Here is an 18,557-nt window from a genome sequence, read left to right as displayed (position 1 = left end):
ATGTTTAGATGTTTAGATGTTTAGAAATAATAAAATCCGTTATATTGTTTCAAAGTTAAATTTCAAAAAAAAATGCAAACCGAAAAAGTTATAGATCACATTGTAAATTGGCTAAAAACCTATGCTGTAAATGCAAGAATGGATGGATTCGTGATTGGGATTAGCGGCGGGATTGACTCTGCCGTAACCTCAGCGCTTTGTGCAAAAACAGGAATACGTACCCTGTGTGTAGAAATGCCCATTCACCAAGCTCCAAACCAAGTAAGCCGCGGGCGTGAGCATATTCAGCTATTAAAGGAAAAGTTTGCGAATGTGAGCAACACCGAAGTGAACTTGACTTCCGTTTTTGAACAGTTCAAAAACGAAGTACCACAAACTGGAGAAGATAGTTTTCTCGATCTTTCTCTCGCCAATACACGAGCGCGTTTACGGATGACAACCCTTTATTATTTTGCGGGCGTGCATCGCTATTTAGTTGCAGGAACGGGCAACAAGGTGGAAGATTTCGGCGTTGGTTTTTACACAAAATACGGCGATGGCGGCGTAGATTTAAGTCCCATTGCAGATTTAATGAAAAGTGAGGTTTACAAACTTGGCGAGGCTCTGAGCATTCCAGATTCAATTTTGAAAGCCGCGCCAACGGATGGATTGTTTGGCGATAGCCGATCAGATGAGGATCAGCTAGGCGCGAGTTATGACGAATTGGAATGGGCAATGAAAACGATGGAAGCCGGCAAAAACGGTTCTGATTTTTCTGGTAGACAAAAACTGGTTTTTGAAATTTACAAAAGACTTAATAGAGCCAATCAGCACAAAATGACTCCAATTCCCGTTTGTGAAATTCCTAAACATTTGAAGTAATCGTGCTATTTATCGAATAATTTAACCATTAAACGAAAGGTTTGATATTCTTCATCTAAAGATTTTATAAATTCAGAATGTAGTACTAATATTACATTGTTAAAAAATTAACAAATCCCAAATCTGAGAGTTTTATAAATCTGAACATATAAAATATACATAGATGAAAAAAATTGTAATCGCAGACCATCACCCCGTAACAAGAGAAGGCGCATCCGTTTTACTGGACAGCACCAATGAATATTCCATCGTCGGAAAAGTGTCTCGCGGATCGGAATTGTTGAGATGTCTTGAAAAAGAGCGTCCAGACATTTTAATCCTAGAATTGAACATCCCGGAAATAAACGGTTTTCATGCACTTCGAAGCATTCGTGACGAATTTCCAAAAATGCGAATTGCTATTTTTTCATCCCATCCTGAAGAGATTTATGCACTGAGATCCATAAAATCTGGAGCTGCAGGTTATATCCCAAAAACATCTTCTTCCGAAGTATTCCTTCAGGCTATTAAACGTATTGCGCTAGGCGGTGTCTTTTTGAATGACGAGCTGGCAGCAGCTTTCAATAGTCGTTCAGTTAATGATAATACGATTGTAGGCAGATACAAAAAACTTTCCGCACGCGAGATAGAAGTGCTCAACCTTCTTTCAAACGGCAAACGAAATAAAGATATAGCGTCACTTTTAGAGATAAATGAAAAAACCGTGAGTACTTATAAAACGCGATTATTGAAAAAACTAAACGTTACAAGTCTTGCAGAATTGATAAACCAAGCGCGTATGTTTCAGTTTAATTGATTTACAGCACTCTATTTAGTTTGTTGGAAAGCACTTTTTTAAGGCTGATATAATCTACGATTTCCTGTAGGCCGGATTCTTTTTCCAGATTCTCCTCCTGCTTCATGGTTTCTGACAGTTCGTTAATTTTTTGGGAAACCAGATGGCGGCGTAGGTTTAGAATGGTCTCACTTACCACTTGCGCGATGGTTTGCTTCTTTTCCTTCACATAAATTTCCTTTCGTTCCCAATCGTGTAACACATAGCGCTCCTCTTCCATTAAAATATGGGTTACGGCAGAAGCCATTTCAGGCTCCAGATCATTTATAAAAGTTTCGGCTTTAGCCTCCGGGTTTTGATTATAGCGGTTTACCACTTCAAAATACAAATCTTTAAACGCTGTGTTTGTAAATTCAATTTCATCATCCTGCAGATCCAAGTAAATTTTTTCAAAAACGCGCGACTTGTGAATTTCAGGTCTTAGGGTAATTTCACCTTTTTCATCCGCTTCCAAAATTAATTCCTCAAAATCCTCTTCTACATTTCCATAAAGTAGAAGCAATTCAATTATTTTGTGTTCCAACTGAAGCTGGACATCTACTTTTTCTATCTTTTTTTCTGAAGGAATAACTTCAAACGCCTGCTGGGGCATTTCCGCTTTTTTGGAACTATCTTTTCTTTCTTTCTGAAAAATCTGCGCCAAGGTGTTAAAAAGCACTTGTTCTGAAATATCCATAATTCGCGAACATTCCTTTATATACACTTCGCGCTTTATAACGTCGGGAATTTTGGCAATGCTGTTTACCATATCGTGAATGGTTTCCGATTTTTTTATCGGGTCATTCTTTGCTTCTTTGGCGAGCAGCGATGCTTTGAAAGTGATGAAATCTTTAGCGTTTTCTTCTAAATAAAGTGTGAGTTCTTCTAAAGAATTTTTGCGTGAAAAACTATCTGGATCTTCGCCTTCTGGGAAGGTGCAGATTTTCACGTTCATTCCCTGCTCTAAAATTAAATCGATACCGCGAAGCGAAGCTCGAAGCCCTGCCGCATCACCATCAAAAAGAACGGTAATGTTTTTTGTGAGCCTATTTACAAGCCTAATTTGTTCTGAAGTAAGCGCCGTTCCCGATGAAGAAACCACGTTATGAATACCTGTTTGGTAAAACTGTATAACATCAGTATACCCTTCAACTAGATAGCAATTGTCTTCTTTGGCGATGCTCTGTTTTGCGTGAAAAATTCCGTAAAGCACTTTGCTTTTATGGTAAATATCGCTTTCGGGAGAGTTAAGATATTTTGCCGCCTTTCTATCTGAAGTTAAAATTCGCCCGCCAAAACCAAGCGTGCGGCCGCTCATACTGAGAATTGGGAACATTACCCTTCCCTTAAAACGGTCAAATTGTTTTTCTTCTTTTACAATTGATAAACCTGTTTTTTCGAGAAACTCTAGCTTGTAACCTTTTTTAATGGCGTGCCCGGTAAAAGCATCCCAAGAATCGGGCGAATAACCGAGTTCGAATTTTTTGATGGTTTCATCTGTAAAACCTCTTTCTTTGAAGTATGAAAGACCAATTGCTTTTCCTTCTTCGGTTTTTAGCAGTGTGCCGTGGAAATAATCTTTGGCGAACTCGCTTACTAAATAAAGACTCTCACGTTCATTGGCATTTTCTTTGTCTTCTGGGGTCTGTTCGGTTTCCTCTATTTCAATTCCATACTTTTTCGCCAAAAATTTTATGGCTTCGGGGTAGGTGAAATGTTCGTGTTCCATTAAAAATGAAACTACATTCCCTCCTTTTCCGCTGCTGAAATCTTTCCAAATTTGTTTCACTGGCGAAACCATAAAGCTTGGCGAGCGCTCGTCGGTAAAAGGACTTAGGCCCTTATAATTGCTTCCGGATTTTTTCAGTTGTACAAAATCGCCGATTACCTCCTCTACACGGGCGGCTTCAAAAACGTTGTCTATGGTGGTTCTAGAGATCAGATTTTTCGAATTTTAGATTGTTGGATTGATCGATTACGGATGTGTAAAAATAGGGATATTAAAAAAAAGAAACCTACAAGGTTTTGAAAACCTTGCAGGTTTATAAACAAACGAATAATGAAACGATTTTTGGCTAATCTACATCAAAACGAAGTCCGAGTGAAACGTTGCGCTGATCTATAGGGTTGCTTTTAAAAATAGTATTTAGATCGTACTTTGCATAGAGCGCGACACCTTGCCAGCCTATGTAACCACTAAGACCGTAGATGAAACTGTTCGTGTTATAATTTGCTTTCAGTTTTAATTTTTGGTCTTCACCGTCTTCTTCGAATTTAAGCTTTTGGCGGGAGCCTAGATTTATTCCGGCATAACCACCAAGACCAACTCTTACTTGATTTTCAGTAGAATAACGAAAATAATCATCGTTTTCTATCTTTTTTGAAGGACCAAATTCAAAGTGAATTGGCACCACGAGATTGTCCATTCTAAATTTTGACTTGTCTAAGTTCAAAGGGTAGTTTTGCAGTTCAGTCTGTTCTCCAGTATCTACATAAAAACGGTTGTCCGTTGGCTTCAATCCATTGAACTGAAAAGACACGCCATACTTAACGCGCAGCCAATTAGTGTTTTTGAAAACGCGGGTTTTCCACGTCCAGCCAAGTTCGGCAAAACGGCTTCCGGCAACTTTGAAATCTGAATCTTGTAGTGATTCACCTTCGGTAATTACGTTGTTAAGTCCGAATGCGAAGACAAAATCTGAAGATGTGCGACGGTCGTATTTACGTTTTTTGTTTTTGGGGCCAATGTAGAGCACGTTGTCGTTTTCACTATTTTTACCAGTGGAACTAATACGGATAATCATTCCGCCTTCTTCGTCTTCAATATTGCCGTTTCTCTTTAGCAATGCTACTTTATTATCAATAATTGCCAAACGGTTTTCGATGTTTAGCGCATGATTTTCAGCGGCCTCTTGTTTTAGAGTTTCAGCTTCGGCTTTATTAAGGCTTCCAGTTTCAAGCCGCTTGTTGATGTTTTCCACATCAGCCAAAAGAGCATCTTTTTCTTCTTGAATTATTTTTTCTTTCAATTCCGTTAACTGTTCTACAGCTGTCTGGGTGTCGTGGTCAATTTCCTGCGCTTCTGCGTACATTGCTGATAGCCATAAAGAAAGAGCGATGGTGAATGTAATTAATTTCATAACTGTTCGATTTTTGATTAATGATGAATTTTTATTGGTGAATTTGTGAATGAGTGAGTTTGTGAATGAGTAAGAATTTATTAGTGCTGGCTGGAGTTTTATTATTAATTGCTCATTACTCATTATTAATCATTCCGCTCTGTTACCGCAGTTCTTATCTTGTTAAAGCCTTCCCCAAGTGCATCAAAGACTTTATCTCGGAAACTTTTTTCCACTTTCCACTCTACATCCTGCAATAGCGCGGTTGCATCTACTTTTGGGTTATTTAAGATTCGTTGCGTTTGGATATCGCGGCGGGCGTCATTGAGTAATTTTTCTACTTCTGCCACGGTTACTGCCTGGTTGTTTTCATTAAGCTTTTTTACTGAGGCAACTACCTCATCCACTTTATTATTGAACAGACTTTCTTCTTCAACCTTCGCTAAAGTTTTAGAAGACTCATCTGAAATAATTAGATTTTCTTTTTTTACAGACTTTTGTTTTTCTGTTTCTGAAATTTTTGCAAGGGCCTCATTCTTCTCTATCTTTTTATCGATTGCAGACTTTTTCTGCGGAAGTGGTTTCAGTTGAACTGAATTCTGCTTTTGTTTCTTTTCAGATTCCTTTTTTGAAGTTGTGGATTCAGTTTCTTCTATAATATTTTCTTCAGAAGCAATCTTTTCGGTTTCGGAATTGGTGGGAATAATTTCAGTTTCGTTTTCAATGGCAGGTTGCTCTACATTTTCGATGACTATTGGATTGCTCACTTCAGCATTATTTCTGCTAAAGAAAACCGAAGCTAATATCAAGAATCCCACGAAACTTGCGGCCACGTAATACCAAAGTACAGGTTTCTTTTTAGGCTGGGCTGCATCTAGCTTTGCCTCTAGTTTTTTCCAAGCATCTGCGGAAGGTTTTACCTCTCTCGCCTCTAGCTTTTCGCGGATGTTGTCTTCCAGTTTATAAGGTGCCATAACTAATGTTGTTTTGTTGTTTAACCATGTTTTGAAGCATTTTGCGCGCTTTAAAAAGTTGTGTTTTTGAAGTGTTTTCACTTATCTGCAAAAGCTCTGCAATTTCACCGTGTTTGTAACCTTCCACCGCATAAAGCACGAAAACTGTTTTGTAACCGTCGGGCAGACTATCTATCATTTTTTGTATTTCAGCTGTTTCTAATTCGGTTTCAATGTAAGTGGAATGTTCGGCAGTGTTCTCTATTTCAGTTTCAGAAATGAATTGTAATTTTTTGTCTTTTCGCAATTGTGAAATACTTTCGTTCACCATTATCCTGCGAATCCAACCCTCAAAACTGCCTTCGTTTTTAAAATCTTTTAAGTGGGTGAACATTTTCAAAAACCCGGAAAGCATCACTTCTTCTGCCAAATCGTTGTTTTTTAAATACTGCCTGCAAACGCCCAGCATTTTTGGCGAAAACATTTCAAACAATTGATGCTGCGCCCGGCGTTCGCCCTTGGATGCTTTTGCAATCAGGCTTGAATAATTTTTATGTAAGGATATAATTTTCAAAATACGCTTCGCTGTTAGATGCTTCTATTTTAATAGACGCAAGTTTTTGAAGAATGGTTGCCTGAAGGTAGAAAAAGATTATTGGATTGTTGGATTTTTAGACTGCTGGAAGGATTTTACTTTTTCCTGTCAATAACGTAATTCACCATCAGCTCTAGTGATTCTTTGTAAGGTGAAGCGGGATAAGTTTCCAAAAGCTGAAGCGCTTGCTGCTGGTATTCCTTCATTTTTTCAACAGCATAATTAAGACCGCCGTTGTCTTTTACAAAGGTTATAACTTCATTAACACGCCGCTTGTCCTTATTATGATTTTTAACCGAATTGATAAGCCATTTTTTTTCTTCGGAAGTAGAATTATTTAACGCATATATTAAAGGTAGCGTCATTTTTTGCTCTTTAATGTCTATGCCTGTAGGTTTGCCGATATGTTCGTTGCCATAATCGAAAAGATCATCCTTTATTTGAAACGCAGTACCGATAAGCTCGCCGAATTTGCGCATTTTTTCAACTTCTTCATCGGGCGCCATTACGGAGCGGGCACCCATCGCGCAACAAGCGGCAATAAGGGTTGCCGTTTTTTGACGGATTATTTCAAAGTAGATTTCTTCAGTGATATCAAGTCTGCGGGCTTTTTCAATCTGTAACAATTCGCCTTCGCTCATCTCGCGGACGGCGACTGAAATTATTTTTAGCAGATCAAAATCGTCATTATCTATGGAAAGCAGCAAGCCTTTTGATAACAAATAATCGCCCACGAGGACGGCAATTTTGTTTTTCCAAAGGGCATTTATGGAGAAGAAACCACGACGGCGGTCACTGTCGTCCACCACATCGTCGTGCACTAAAGTTGCTGTGTGTATAAGTTCTATAACAGAAGCGCCGCGATAGGTGCGTTCGTTCACATCTCCATTGCCGGTCATTTTTGCAATTAAAAAAACGAACATGGGGCGCATCTGTTTTCCCTTTCGGTTTACTACGTAATGCGTTATTTTATTAAGGAGTGAAACTTTTGAAGTCATGGAAGCGGAGAACTTTTTTTCAAAAAGCTCCATCTCCTTTTCAATGGGAAGTTTTATGCGCGAAACTATCTTCATAAAGCTTCAAAGATAGTAAAAATTGAATGATGGTTTTTAAGCCATAGTGCAAGTAAAACTCAATGATTTTAGAAAAACAGAAACTGGTTTAACAAAAGTTTATCAAGACGCTTTTTGAACAACAGATGAGAAAAATCACTAAATAGACTTTTAAGCTTATAAATGTTTAAAAAGGCTGTTAATAAAAATAGGGAAAACTCAAAATTTGCTTCATGTTGTCAGAATTTCTAAAATGACGTTAAAATCTTCTGAAGCACCCAAAGACAAAGAAGCAAACCTTATTTTTGGAAAATAATTTTAACCCTAATTAATATTTAAAATGAAAAAAATTACATTATTGGCCGCATTATTTGCTGGCTTTGCAATGAATGCACAGATTACAATTTTTGAAGATGATTTTGAGTCTTATGATGATTTCGCAATTGACAATGTTGGAGATTGGACATTATTAGATCTTGACCTTTTACCTACATACGGATATGCCGCTTATGATTGGCCAAATATCTACGAACCAATTCCGTTTATCGTTTTTAATTCAACTGCTACAACTCCAGCATTAGAGCCGGATGCAAATCAAGATTGGACTGCATATAGTGGAGCAAAAGCAATGACATCTATTGCATCTGTTCCAGATGGTACAACCAATGCTAATAACGATTGGCTAATTTCTCCACAAGTTACTCTTGGAACTTCTGGAAACGAGCTTACTTTTTGGGCAAAAGCTACAGATCCGTTATTTAACACTGAAACTTTCAATATTGCAGTTTCTACTGTTGACGCAGACCCAAGTAACTTTTCTATAATTGAATCAGGTTTGGTACCACAAGCAATGGACTGGGAAGAATTTACAATTAATCTTGATGCATTTGCTGGACAAGATGTTTACATCGCTATAAACCACATAGCTGCTGACCAATTTGGTTTCCAAGTTGATGATTTTAAAGTTACTGCTGATGTATTGGGCGTTAATGATGAAGTTTTCCAAGGTTTCAAATACTTTGTAGCAAACAACCAATTAAATCTTTCTGCTAACACTGCTATGGAGCGCGTAGCTATCTACAATATGTTAGGCCAAGAAGTGGTTTCACAAAAACTAGCTAGCAACAACGAAACTGTAAGTATTTCTGGACTTCAGTCTGGTGTTTACATCGCAACTGTTTCTATTGAAGGAGCAAGCAAAACTTTCAGAATTGTAAAAAACTAATTTACATTTTATACTGAATTGAAAAGAGCGGCTTTTGGCCGCTCTTTTTTATTGCTTATTTGCCAATTGCCCGCAGGCAGCATCAATATCTTTCCCTCTGCTTCGGCGTACTGTTACAGGAATTCTATCGTGTTCTAAAGCTTGAATATAATCTTCAACTACTGAAGATGAAGCCTGCTGAAAATGGCCATCGTCAATGGGGTTGTACTCAATAATATTCACTTTGCAGGGCACGTATTTACAAAAAGTAACGAGCGCTTCAATATCTTCCCATTTATCGTTGATACCTTTCCAAACTATATATTCGTAAGTAATTTTGCGGTTTGTTTTGCTGTACCAATATTCTAAGGATTCGCGCAAATCTGGCAATGTAAAGTTTTTCGCAAAAGGCATAATCTGCTCGCGGGTTTCCTGAATAGCAGAATGCAATGATACGGCGAGGTGGAATTTTACTTCGTCATCGGCAAGTTTCTTTATCATTTTTGGCACCCCGGAAGTAGAAACCGTGATTCGCTTAGGAGACATTCCCAAACCTTCTTCTGAAGTAATTTTTTCAATGGACTCCAGCACATTTTTATAATTCATCAACGGTTCGCCCATTCCCATAAAAACAATATTTGATAGCGGTTTGTCGTGATATAAGCGACTTTCCCTATCTATTGCTACAACTTGATCATAAATTTCATCTGGATTTAGATTTCGCATTCGTTTCAACTTTGCGGTTGCACAGAACGTACAGTCTAAACTGCAACCCACTTGCGATGATACGCAGGCAGTAGTTCTCTTTTTTGTAGGAATCAAAACTGATTCCACCACCAAATCATCGTGTAATTTTACGGCATTCTTTATTGTGCCGTCGCTACTTTTTTGAAGATGGTCAACCTTTATGTGATTGATAACGAAATTTTCATTTAAATGCGCTCGGGTTTCTTTGGAAAGATTGGTCATATCCTCAAAATTATGGATGCCTTTGCTCCAAAGCCAATCGTAAACCTGCGTTCCTCGGAATGCTTTATCTCCAATGCTTTCAAAAAAACTTCTCAGTTTCTCTTTTGAAAGCGCCCGTATATCTTTTTTTTGTGAAACCATCGTGCAAAACTACTGTATTTAAAAGAAAAAAGCCCCCTTCTTTAACAGAACAGAGGCTTTTGGCTTTATAGAAATATGATTTACTTTTTAACTATAATTTTTTTAGTGATGGAATCTTTGCTGTCCTCATCTGTTAAGTGAAGAAAATAAACTCCTTCTGAAAGATTATCAACCGCAATAGTATTCATTGTATTACTCAAGGATCCCGAATGTATGCGCTGCCCCATAATATTAGAAAAAACATAAGATAAATGTGGATAACGATTGTTCATAACGGTTATGGATGTACTTGCAGGATTTGGATAAATTTTAAGATCCCCAATAAATTCGAAATCGGGCACATTCAGAAGATTCTGTAATGTTTCAATAGAGGTAAGCCCAATATTGTTTGGATCTAGCCAGTCTCTTAAACGAGTCTGGGAAGTGTTTCCCGCATTCCAAGAAATAGCAAACCTTCCATAAATATCGAAATCCTTATTGTTCTCTAAACCATTACAGGCAGATTGCCCGGCATACAATTGGCCAATTATCTTTCCACGGTCATTAAACAAAGGCGATCCTGAAGAACCGCTTTCGGTGGTTCCTATTTCCCAACCATCACCAGATCCGTGGGTTCCACCTCCAATTAGCCAAACTTGAGTGCCGTTTGCGTCAATTTTCTGTGCGCCAGTATCATCACGGCATATTTTCATAATATCTCCATTGGGGTGATGTATTCCCACTCCAAACAAGGGATTGGTGTCTGAATTATCCCAACCGGCAAATACTACATCCCAAGAATTGGGTATGGCATCAAAAAGTTCTACAAGGGCAAAATCACTCAGGCTGTTGTGCGCTTTCAGTTCTGCACCGCTCAGTGTGAAGTTTGTTTGAATATCACCACTTTCATCTCCGTTGCCACAAGCTGGCGTTGGACTTACCCAATTAAACCGAACTGACCAAAGTGCGGGATTGCTATTTTCCAAACAATGATTTGCCGTTAGCAAATAGGGGGTTTTATCATTTCGGGCATTATTCGTTAGTGCTGCAGAGCATAAATGTCCATTTCCTAAATTTAACAAAGCCACTGCTTTTTTTACCAAATCCTTGGTGGCGTCAAAATCATTTCCAATGGAGCAGTTAACGTCGTAATTACATTCCCCTGAATCATTCAAACCACGGTTATCATTAAAAAGAGCGCTAACCCTTCCCATTCGGTAGCCGTGAATAACACTATTTATTTGAAGTCGTGGCGTTCCTTGAAAACCTGGAGGTTGATAATATTCTATCCAAATAACATCACCTTCTACAAACCAAGTACCCAACTGACCATTTATTCTGTTTTGCGAATTAGTATATGTTCTGGTAACATCTGTATGTTCATGATTATAAAGCTGAAGACGAGCGCCCGGCGGTAAAAAGAAATCATCAAAATTAACACTAAGATTAAGCGCTCCTTCTGATTTGATGGTGGCTTGCCAAATCTTTCCGCCGTTTGGCAAAATCGTCCAAAGACCGCCGTGCTCCATATTAATGGGCACAGGTCTTTCAATTCCGTAACGCCAAGGCATGCTTTTATCCAAGTCGTTTATACTGTCTTGGTGCATGATTGTTTCAAAATTCAAAGAGGGTAGCCGAATAATGTTGGGGTACTGCGCTAAGTTTAGATCCCAGCTTTCAGGCAAATCCTCACCCCCACCTTGTGGATAGGCGGTGAAAATCGCAAAGAATAAAATGAAGGAAAGTATTGTTTTTTTCATTCAAATAGCTGGTTATTATTCAATAAGGGAGACTAAGGTATATTTTTATTCTGAGATTTGAAAACCAAACGCCTATAAAATAAAAAATCCCGATTTATATCGGGACTCTTCATAGTTTATGTATTATTTATTAGATGATCAACATTGCGTCACCATAGGTGTAGAATCTGTATTTTTCTTTAATTGCCTCAGCATAAGCTTCCTTCATAAATTCGTGGCCAGCAAAGGCAGCAGCCATCATCAACAAAGTAGATTTTGGGGTATGGAAATTAGTAATCATTGCGTTTGCAATACTAAAATCGTACGGAGGGAAAATAAATTTATTGGTCCATCCTTTGTAAGCATTTAGCGTATGGTTTGAAGAAACTGAACTTTCCAAAGCACGCATCGCAGTGGTTCCCACGGCACAAACACGTTTTTTCTTTTTTATACCAGTATTGATAACACCAACGGCATCTTCCTTAATTTCCATCTCTTCCGAATCCATTTTGTGTTTTGAAAGATCTTCTACCTCAACAGAGCTAAAAGTTCCCAAGCCAACGTGAAGTGTAACTTCGGCAATGTTCACGCCTTTAATTTCAAGACGTTTCAAAAGATGCTTTGAAAAATGCAGACCGGCAGTTGGCGCTGCAACGGCTCCTTCAATTTTTGCGAATATAGTTTGGTAACGCTCCGCATCTTCCGGCTCTACTTCTCTTTTAATATACTTCGGAAGTGGCGTTTCTCCCAATTCGGTCAACTTGCCACGGAATTCTTCATACGAACCGTCAAAAAGAAAACGGAGGGTTCTTCCGCGTGAAGTTGTATTGTCTATAACTTCGGCTACCAAGGTTTCGTCATCACCAAAATATAGCTTGTTTCCGATTCTAATTTTTCGGGCAGGATCTACCAAAACATCCCAAAGACGGGTTTCTGGATTTAATTCCCTTAAAAGGAAAACTTCAATACGCGCTCCTGTTTTTTCTTTATTTCCGAACAAACGCGCGGGAAAAACCTTGGTATTATTGGTAACCAAAACATCGTCTTCATCAAAATAATCAATAAGATCTTTGAACATTTTGTGCTCAATTGTTTTAGTTTTTCGGTCTAGCACCATCAATCGTGATTCGTCACGGTTTGGAGCTGGATATTCGGCCAATAATTCCTCTGGAAGGTTAAAGCTGAAATTTGAAAGTTTCATTCCCATAATGCGTCTTGTCTTTTTATTTTAAATACACTTCGCAAAGGCTTCGGTGTACGAGGGCGCAAATATACAACCTCAAAACAGGCGTTGTCAAGTAAATGGCTGTTTATTATTTGAAAATGTTTTGTGATGGATGCTGGATGCGTGATGAAGGACGCTTAATGATAGAAAGTTGCTAATTTGAGGAATCGTCTAAAACACACGCAACACCAACTTTTTGTATGTCTTTCCAAAAATTGGGGTATGATTTTGAAACTACTTCTGCATCGAGTATAGTCAGTTCCGTTTTTACGGCTAATGGCGCAAAAGCCATTGCCATTCTATGATCTTGATAGGTTTCAATTGTTTTGTTTGAAATTATTTCAGAAGCCATTTCGAGACTAAGTGAATTTTCGTCTATTTGAATTGTAGCGCCCAATTTTTCCAATTCATTTTTTAAAGCTGAAAGTCTATCCGTTTCCTTAATTTTTAAAGTATGAAGACCGGTCAGTCTACAACCTAAGCCCAAACCAAAACAAGTTACGGCAATGGTTTGCGCCAAATCTGGTGTGTTTGAAAGATCGAGCATTAAGGAATCTGGCAATTCAATATTCTTTTTTGAAAGCGAAATGCTTTTCTCAGAAGTACTAAAAACCGTCCGCACGCCCAATGAATCGTATATCTGTACCAAAGCAGAATCGCCCTGAAAACTTTCTTCCAAAAAACTGCCCAGAGTAATTTTGCAATCTTCAGAAAGCGCAACCAAGCTATAAAAATAAGACGCCGAACTCCAATCCGATTCTACGGTTACTGCTGTATTTTTAATCTGTTCGGCTAAAGGAATAACTATTTCATTATTTGTAAAATCTCCAACAACTTCTATGTTTTTCAAAAGGGAAAGTGTCATTTCAATATATGGCACAGATGTGGTTTTTCCTTTTAATGAAATCTTCAATCCATTTGGAAGAATCGGAGCAACGAGCATTAATGCAGAAATATACTGACTGCTTACATCGGCTTTAATCGATACTTCATTCTTCTGAAGTTTTTTACCTTTTATCTTTAATGGAGGAAAACCTTCATTCTTCAGATATTGAATATCTGCGCCCAAAGTTTTTAGCGCATCCACTAAAATCCTGATAGGTCTTTCCTGCATTCGCTGGCTTCCTGTGAGTGTTATTTCAGCATTTGGTTTAGCCGAATAATAGGCTGTTAAAAACCGCATTGCTGTTCCGGCATGATGAACATCTACAATTCCGTTATTTACTTTTAAACCTTTTTGAAGTACGGCAGTGTCATCGCTTTCTGAAAGATTGTCAATAGTGATATTTGGAAATTGTGCCTGCAGAATCAACAATCTGTTTGATTCACTTTTAGAACCACAAATGTTGATTTTTACACTTTCTAAAGGAAATTTTCCGTGTTTAAGATTGGCTTTCATTGTCCCGCTTCTTTTTCTTTAAGCTTTGCCCTAAATTTTCCGAAAGTCACAAAAAAGCCATAAACAAAGCCTGCAAGAAGTAAAGTGAGTATAAAGATTAGCGGGTTTCTTTCCGTAAAATAAGCCATTTCAAAACCATCAATTGCCCATTTAATAAATGCAAAAAGCAATGCAAAAGCTACTGCTAGTGAAAGTACTGATTTCCAAAAACCTTTTGTATTTATAACTTTTTTGAACATGCTATTTCAATTTTTTATTGCTGTGGTGCCTGTCGTGATCTCGTTTTGTTTTTAGATCCAGTTTTTTCTCAAAAGCTTTTTCAAGGTCAATTCCAGTTTGATTGGCAAGACAAAGCACTACAAAAATAACATCTGCAAGCTCTTCGCCCAAATCTTTATTTTTATCGCTTTCCTTTTCGCTCTGCTCTCCGTAACGACGCGCTATTATACGCGCCACCTCGCCCACTTCTTCACTGAGCTGCGCCATATTTGTAAGCTCATTAAAATAGCGGACACCGTGTTCCTTTATCCAATCATCTACAGCTTGTTGTGCGTTTTTAATATCCATTATGCTTTTGAAAGTACAACTTTTTCGTTTTCTTTCGCTATTAAAAGTTCGTAGAATTTTTTCAAATTTCCATATTGGTCGGCCGCGATGAATGATTTATTGATCGCAAACTCCACAGAAAGCTGAAGCTTATTGCCTACTTCGGAAATTAAATAGCGAAAACTACCAGTATCTTCTCCTAAGTTATAAACTGTGTTCTCAGGCAGGGACTCCACTTTATATCCTTCAGGGATGGATATATTGATAATATATCTATCTTTCATCGGGTAGCCGTAGTCAATTGGATACAGTCGCGTATCTGGCGTGAATGGGTTTTCTTTAGTTGCCATAAAAATCATGGGTGAAAAATATAATTTGCCGGCAACATCCTCTACGGCATCCAGTGACTCAAAATCATATTCCAAGGAGACAGGTTTTTCCAAAGAGTTCAAATTTTCGAATTGAAGGTTTGATAGTTCTGCTTGATTAGCTTCTTCTTTCTCAAATGTTTTGCGTTGCGCGTCTTCATTTAAACTTTTATATTCTGTTCTGTATTCGAAAGCATAATTGCCCGTAAATCTGTTTTGTGCTTTCCCAACAACTGAAAGATCAGGTTTTATTTCTGCATTTACCATAGCACTTTTTACGGCCGGGATCATTGAACTTAAAGAAACCCAACCAGAAGTGCCATCTTTTTTAATAACACGACCCTGCCAATTCAAGACACTTGACTTTAGCACTCCAATTTGTGCATCTTTATTAGTTGCATCCAGAAGTAAAACTCCTTGCGGAAATTCAACAGCGGCAATTACGTAATTAAACCCATTGCGGGTTGGGAACAAAGGAATACCGTGAGACTTGGTACTAACCAATACGGGATTTGCCTCTAAATTTGCGTAACGCAACATGGCTACCAACATTAAGTTTATATCGGCTACATTGCCCGAACCTTTTTTATATGCAGATTTAACGCCTTCATTTGTAAAAAAGCCGGGGTATCCATTCCAGTTCATTTTGTTTGTGACGTAAGCAAAAATACGGGCTGCTTTTTCTTCAGGTTTGCTAATGCCGCTCAAAAGATTCTCAATATCATCTTCAAAATAATTATTGCGTTCCAGCTCATTGCCAAAAGTATCTATTCTATAGATACTCTTAGAAACATCTTCCCAAGTAGTGGAATATGTTTTCAACGGACTTCCAGGAAAATCCATAAAACTCATTTCAAACTGAAGTGCGGTGGTGTAATTATTAAGGTTTCCCACATAAGCTTCTTCCTTAATGGCAGGAACGTTATCCAACTCTACGGTATAGGTATCTTCTTTAAATTTTACTTCCCTGGTTGTAGTTTCTGGAATGCCTATACCTTGTAAAGCAGTTAAATCCTGCGTGGTCATTCTATAGGTCATTGTTCGTTCCCTTGTTTCTGAATTAACCTTATAAGGCACCCAACCTCTTTGGTGTGTTTTGTAAACGAAATATTCAGGCGTTGTGAAGAGCACTTTTACTTTATCAACCGGAATTGTTTCTTGAAATCTGAACTCATCAATACTGAATATGAAAGGGGAATTGACGGTGTATTTATATTCAATAACGCACCCTTCGCGCACATCTGGCATGGTTATTTTTGTTTGTGTAAGGTATTTAGTGCTCTCTTCTTCAAATATACCTTCGTTGCGCAGTTTTACCTCTTCAACTTTGCCATCTGAGCCTAAATAATAGGTGTATCCCCTTAGTCCCAAAAGCTTATCCTCTCCATCGCCTTTGTAAAGATCTATTGTTGTATTGGCCCAATCAAATCCTTCTTTATTATAAATTTTAATGCGCACAAAATAATCTGTTACCATATACCAGCCAGAATCTTGTGTGTATTGAAAGTCAGTTTTGGTTTCGCGGTAAAGAATGGCGGCATCCGCAGTTGGGTCAGCCGGGTGTTCCTTTTGAAGCAATTCTTCTTTTGAAACTTTTCCAAATTTATAGTTCTGGGCAACTGATGTGTTCAGAAAGCATAAAACAGCAAGAATAGTGAGTAAGCCTGGTTTCATATGGTTTAGGTGTTTATTGTACATTTTGTTTTAAAAGTATTTTTGTTTTGTCCAAACGGGCAATGGTTCTTAGAAAATCGCGGTAGTTTTCATATTCCGAAGGAGGATATTCGCCTTTGTTGATGGTTATATTTCGGCTATATATTACTTTATTGTCTGAAGACTGACTGAAGCCCATTTGGTATTTTCCAAATTTTGTCTCTAAAATGGTTTCTTCCGGAAGCCCGTCAATTGTAAAATTTTCAGGTATTTCCACTTCAACAAGGTCTGTATCCACAAAGCCATGACCTATATACAAATTTTGCTTGCGGTTTTCAATACGGGGTGGAATGTATTGGTTCTGGTTGAAAAGATTAGCGCAGAAAAGATAATCACTGCCCACAGGATTCGCATAGTTTGGAATATTGAGTGATAAGTTTTCCGTAAAGACCACTTCTTCCTTATTATTGTTGAAATTTATATTCTCAATGGAGAAACCGTTTATATAACCCCACTTCTTTTTGTAATGTTGGTCTATATCGTCTTGTTTTTGTTTGGGAAGTAAATACTTATCGTCATACTGAAGCCCTTTTGAAACGCTTTTAAAAGTTGCAGTTATATTACCCTCCACATCTATCTTAACTTTTGAATTGTTTTCTTGGGTGTTTTCTTCAGTTTCATAAATTTTGGTATGTGCAATTTTTCCGCCCTCTGGGGTTATCATTAGCACATCCCTATCGTCTGTAAAATCACCTATATATCCATAAGGCGTATCTTGGCTTGTACATTCCAGCCAAGTTATTTTATCGTTATTGGGTATTCCTAAAATTATGTGGTTTCCTTGTATAGATGAAAAATCTTCCAATATGTCCCACTGCGTAGTATCGCCATATACAACTGTGTAATAAGAAGGCACACCCACAGCGTCTAGCAATACTTTGGTATAGTTGGTAAGCGCTTTACAGTCGCCGTAGCTCAGTTTGTCTACATCTGAAGCGAGCATAGGTTTCCAACCACCAATACCTATTTGAATACTGATGTAGCGAACCTTATCTTGAACAAATTGATATATCTTTCTAGCCTTGCCTTCATTAGTTGTTTCATTCGCAACAAGACTTTTTACACGCGCCAGCGTACCTTCGGGAAGATCATTTACATCTGAAAGAAGACTTTTATTCATCCAATCTCCAAATTCTTGCCAATTCTTACCAGAACCCGAATTTCCTTTTAGTTTAAATGAATTTAGCGCTATTGTTACATTTGGTAAGATTTTGTGGATTGAAGGACTATGCTCTTCTAACCGAATGGCTTTCAGGTTTTGTACTGAAAAAATAAGCTCCTCGGGTGTTTCAGAAATAGAAACATCAAAACCCTCCAAATTTTGCGGTTTGTATTTTGGTTTGTTTGCAGGATCGAATTTTATTTTTAACTCACTATTTTTAACACTTTCAGCATAACCGCGAAGAGGATACCAAGGATTAATAAAAGCAGAGTCACCAGATTCTGTTTCACTTTCAAAGACCACAATATAAGGATAGGTTGTTGGTGTGTATTTTAGGCCCAACACACGATCATCGCTATATATACTAATGCCCGTGCGGCTCACGTCTATAAAATCCTTTTTCTTGAAATGTTCAATTTCTTTTCCAGAGGCATTATAAACTGTTACTTCTATATCTTTTACGCGGGAGTTTGTGTCGTAGAACTCATATAGCCGTGCATCGCCATCGCCAATCTTGTTTAGCACGGCAATCACACGATGGGTTTTCCGTTTCATTTTATCGATATTGGTTACATCTACTTCAACCAACTCATTTATAATTACACTATTGGAATATTCCCTCAATTCTTCGGAAATGGAGGCTATGGAATAATCCGTTTGGGAGAAAATATGAGCCGAGCACAATAGCAATACAAAGCAGAAAATTTTTTTCATCCGT

16 protein-coding genes are annotated in these 18,557 nt (G+C 38.0%); 3 read left to right on the top strand and 13 right to left on the bottom strand.

Going from position 1 to position 18,557, the window contains the following annotated elements; all coding sequences use genetic code 11:
• Positions 1-72: 72 nt before the first annotated feature.
• Entirely contained in the window at positions 73-861 is a 789-nt protein-coding gene (nadE, locus tag ESV24_RS01910) for an NAD(+) synthase (RefSeq protein WP_111813876.1), read from the top strand.
• A 163-nt stretch (positions 862-1,024) separates the two neighbouring features.
• A complete protein-coding gene (locus ESV24_RS01905; RefSeq protein WP_111813874.1) occupies positions 1,025-1,657 on the top strand; it encodes a response regulator in 633 nt (210 codons plus the stop codon).
• 1 nt (position 1,658) lies between these two features.
• Here ESV24_RS01905 and dnaG read toward each other — a convergent pair whose 3' ends face one another.
• The 5 genes from dnaG to ESV24_RS01880 all read right to left on the bottom strand — a co-directional run bounded on the left by dnaG (position 1,659) and on the right by ESV24_RS01880 (position 7,415).
• Positions 1,659-3,617: a DNA primase gene (gene dnaG / locus ESV24_RS01900; RefSeq protein ID WP_111813872.1), complete on the bottom strand. Its 1,959-nt coding sequence runs from the start codon at positions 3,615-3,617 to the stop codon at positions 1,659-1,661.
• 133 nt (positions 3,618-3,750) lie between these two features.
• The gene (locus ESV24_RS01895; protein WP_111814132.1) at positions 3,751-4,815 is read right to left on the bottom strand and encodes a hypothetical protein; all 1,065 of its coding nucleotides are present in this window, start codon (positions 4,813-4,815) and stop codon (positions 3,751-3,753) included.
• A 125-nt stretch (positions 4,816-4,940) separates the two neighbouring features.
• Entirely contained in the window at positions 4,941-5,768 is an 828-nt protein-coding gene (locus ESV24_RS01890) for a hypothetical protein (protein WP_111813870.1), read from the bottom strand.
• Positions 5,755-6,321 carry an RNA polymerase sigma factor gene (locus ESV24_RS01885; RefSeq protein WP_111813868.1) on the bottom strand — a complete coding sequence of 189 codons (567 nt, stop codon included), beginning with the start codon at positions 6,319-6,321 and terminating at the stop codon, positions 5,755-5,757. The genes ESV24_RS01890 and ESV24_RS01885 overlap by 14 nt, the downstream gene beginning before the upstream one ends.
• Positions 6,322-6,437: 116 nt before the next feature.
• Entirely contained in the window at positions 6,438-7,415 is a 978-nt protein-coding gene (locus tag ESV24_RS01880; protein WP_111813866.1) for a polyprenyl synthetase family protein, read from the bottom strand.
• A gap of 319 nt (positions 7,416-7,734) precedes the next feature.
• Here ESV24_RS01880 and ESV24_RS01875 point away from each other — a divergent pair, with 319 nt between their 5' ends.
• Complete coding sequence (locus ESV24_RS01875) at positions 7,735-8,619, top strand: T9SS-dependent choice-of-anchor J family protein (RefSeq protein ID WP_111813865.1); 885 nt, start codon at positions 7,735-7,737, stop codon at positions 8,617-8,619.
• Between the two features lie 48 nt (positions 8,620-8,667).
• Here the strand turns inward: ESV24_RS01875 and rlmN are convergent, their stop codons facing one another.
• The 8 genes from rlmN to ESV24_RS01835 all read right to left on the bottom strand — a co-directional run bounded on the left by rlmN (position 8,668) and on the right by ESV24_RS01835 (position 18,553).
• Entirely contained in the window at positions 8,668-9,708 is a 1,041-nt protein-coding gene (gene rlmN, locus ESV24_RS01870) for a dual-specificity RNA methyltransferase RlmN (protein WP_111813863.1), read from the bottom strand.
• A gap of 80 nt (positions 9,709-9,788) precedes the next feature.
• Complete coding sequence (locus tag ESV24_RS01865; RefSeq protein WP_111813861.1) at positions 9,789-11,447, bottom strand: T9SS type A sorting domain-containing protein; 1,659 nt, start codon at positions 11,445-11,447, stop codon at positions 9,789-9,791.
• Between the two features lie 130 nt (positions 11,448-11,577).
• On the bottom strand, positions 11,578-12,627 hold the full coding sequence (gene queA / locus ESV24_RS01860; protein WP_111814130.1) for a tRNA preQ1(34) S-adenosylmethionine ribosyltransferase-isomerase QueA: 1,050 nt from the start codon (positions 12,625-12,627) through the stop codon (positions 11,578-11,580).
• A 178-nt stretch (positions 12,628-12,805) separates the two neighbouring features.
• Complete coding sequence (locus tag ESV24_RS01855) at positions 12,806-14,050, bottom strand: 3-phosphoshikimate 1-carboxyvinyltransferase (protein ID WP_111813859.1); 1,245 nt, start codon at positions 14,048-14,050, stop codon at positions 12,806-12,808.
• Positions 14,047-14,289 carry a hypothetical protein gene (locus ESV24_RS01850; protein ID WP_111813857.1) on the bottom strand — a complete coding sequence of 81 codons (243 nt, stop codon included), beginning with the start codon at positions 14,287-14,289 and terminating at the stop codon, positions 14,047-14,049. Before ESV24_RS01850 ends, ESV24_RS01855 begins: the two co-directional genes overlap by 4 nt.
• Before the next feature lies 1 nt (position 14,290).
• The gene (locus tag ESV24_RS01845) at positions 14,291-14,617 is read right to left on the bottom strand and encodes a nucleotide pyrophosphohydrolase (RefSeq protein WP_111813855.1); all 327 of its coding nucleotides are present in this window, start codon (positions 14,615-14,617) and stop codon (positions 14,291-14,293) included.
• Positions 14,617-16,638 carry a DUF3858 domain-containing protein gene (locus tag ESV24_RS01840; protein ID WP_170227848.1) on the bottom strand — a complete coding sequence of 674 codons (2,022 nt, stop codon included), beginning with the start codon at positions 16,636-16,638 and terminating at the stop codon, positions 14,617-14,619. The genes ESV24_RS01845 and ESV24_RS01840 overlap by 1 nt, the downstream gene beginning before the upstream one ends.
• A gap of 13 nt (positions 16,639-16,651) precedes the next feature.
• Entirely contained in the window at positions 16,652-18,553 is a 1,902-nt protein-coding gene (locus ESV24_RS01835; RefSeq protein ID WP_111813851.1) for a DUF3858 domain-containing protein, read from the bottom strand.
• Positions 18,554-18,557 lie beyond the last annotated feature (4 nt).

This window comes from Aequorivita lipolytica (assembly GCF_007997135.1).
Classification (GTDB): domain Bacteria; phylum Bacteroidota; class Bacteroidia; order Flavobacteriales; family Flavobacteriaceae; genus Aequorivita; species Aequorivita lipolytica.
This window is presented reverse-complemented; position numbering and strand designations above follow the sequence as displayed.